The 2,045-nt window shown below is 58.1% G+C and carries 1 rRNA gene (cut by a window edge); it reads left to right on the plus strand.

The window, feature by feature from the left end:
- Positions 1-2,045, plus strand: a 23S ribosomal RNA gene (locus JTJ31_RS24240); it begins 682 nt to the left of the window's first position.

Below are 2,045 nucleotides of genomic sequence, written 5' to 3' on the forward strand. Positions count from 1 at the left end.
AAGGTGGGGTAACACCCACTGGAGGGCCGAACCCACGCCTGTTGAAAAAGTCGGGGATGAGCTGTGGCTAGGGGTGAAAGGCCAATCAAACTCGGAAATAGCTGGTTCTCCGCGAAATCTATTGAGGTAGATCGTCAGGTGGTCACCGCCGGAGGTAGAGCACCGGAAGGGCTAGGGGGGCCCAAAGCCCTACCAAACCCTACCGAACTCCGAATGCCGGTGAGTGCAGCCTGGCAGACAGACAGTGGGTGCTAAGGTCCATTGTCGAGAGGGAAACAGCCCAGACCACCAGCTAAGGTCCCCAAGTCATGGCTAAGTGGGAAAGCATGTGGGACGGCCAAAACAACCAGGAGGTTGGCTTAGAAGCAGCCATCCTTTAAAGAAAGCGTAATAGCTCACTGGTCTAATAGCTGTCCTGCGGCGAAAATGTAACGGGGCTCAAGCCATGCACCGAAGCTGTGGATGTGCGTAAGCACGTGGTAGCGGAGCGTTCCCTAGGCCTGTGAAGGTGCATCGTGAGGTGTGCTGGAGGTATGGGAAGTGCGAATGCGGACATGAGTAGCGACAAAGAGGGTGAGAAACCCTCTCGCCGAAAGTCCAAGGGTTCCTGCGCAAGGTTAATCCGCGCAGGGTGAGCCGGCCCCTAAGGCGAGGGCGACAGCCGTAGCCGATGGGAATCGGGTGAATATTCCCGAGCCCGCCAGAAGTGACGGTTCCGAAGTGCTGTTCATCCTTAATGGATTGGATGGGCGGTTGGAGGGATCCGGGAAACAGCTCTGGCATTGGACCGTACCCGAAACCGACACAGGTGGACTGGTAGAGCATACCAAGGCGCTTGAGAGAACCATGTCGAAGGAACTAGGCAAATTGCTCGCGTAACTTCGGGATAAGCGAGACCCTGTCCTGGGCAACCAGGGTGGGGTGGCACAAAGCAGGGGGTGGCGACTGTTTAGTAAAAACACAGGGCTCTGCGAAATCGAGAGATGACGTATAGGGTCTGACGCCTGCCCGGTGCCGGAAGGTTAAAGGGAGGAGTGCAAGCTCCGAACTGAAGCCCCGGTAAACGGCGGCCGTAACTATAACGGTCCTAAGGTAGCGAAATTCCTTGTCGGGTAAGTTCCGACCTGCACGAATGGCGTAACGACCTCCCCACTGTCTCCGGCATGGGCTCAGCGAAATTGAATTCCCCGTGAAGATGCGGGGTACCCGCAGTTAGACGGAAAGACCCTATGAACCTTTACTGCAACTTCGCAGTGGTGCCAGGAAGGGGCTGTGTAGGATAGGTGGGAGGCTATGAAGCCGGGGCGCCAGCTCTGGTGGAGCCAACCTTGAAATACCACCCTGCGCCTTTTTGGCATCTAACCGAGCCTGGTGATCCCGGGCCGGGACCCTGCGTGGTGGGCAGTTTGACTGGGGCGGTCGCCTCCCAAATCGTAACGGAGGCGCGCGATGGTGGGCTCAAGCCGGTCGGACATCGGCTGTTGAGTGCAAAGGCATAAGCCCGCCTGACTGTGAGCGTGACAGCGCGAACAGAGACGAAAGTCGGCCTTAGTGATCCGGTGGTCCCTCGTGGACGGGCCATCGCTCAACGGATAAAAGGTACTCTAGGGATAACAGGCTGATCTCCCCCAAGAGTCCACATCGACGGGGAGGTTTGGCACCTCGATGTCGGCTCATCGCATCCCGGGGCTGGAGCAGGTCCCAAGGGTTCGGCTGTTCGCCGATTAAAGCGGTACGTGAGCTGGGTTTAGAACGTCGTGAGACAGTTCGGTCCCTATCTGCTGTGGGTGTTGGAGACTTGAGAGGATCTGTCCCTAGTACGAGAGGACCGGGATGGACGCACCTCTGGTGCACCAGTTGTCACGCCAGTGGCACAGCTGGGTAGCCAAGTGCGGACGGGATAACCGCTGAAGGCATCTAAGCGGGAAACCCACCTCAAAACCAGGTCTCCCCGAGGGCCGTGCCAGACCAGCACGTCGATAGGCCGCAGGTATACGCGCAGCAATGCGCTCAGCCGAGCGGTCCTAATCGCCCGATAGGCTCAT

It is taken from the genome of Sabulicella rubraurantiaca (assembly GCF_017355885.1).
GTDB classification, from domain to species: domain Bacteria; phylum Pseudomonadota; class Alphaproteobacteria; order Acetobacterales; family Acetobacteraceae; genus Roseococcus; species Roseococcus rubraurantiacus.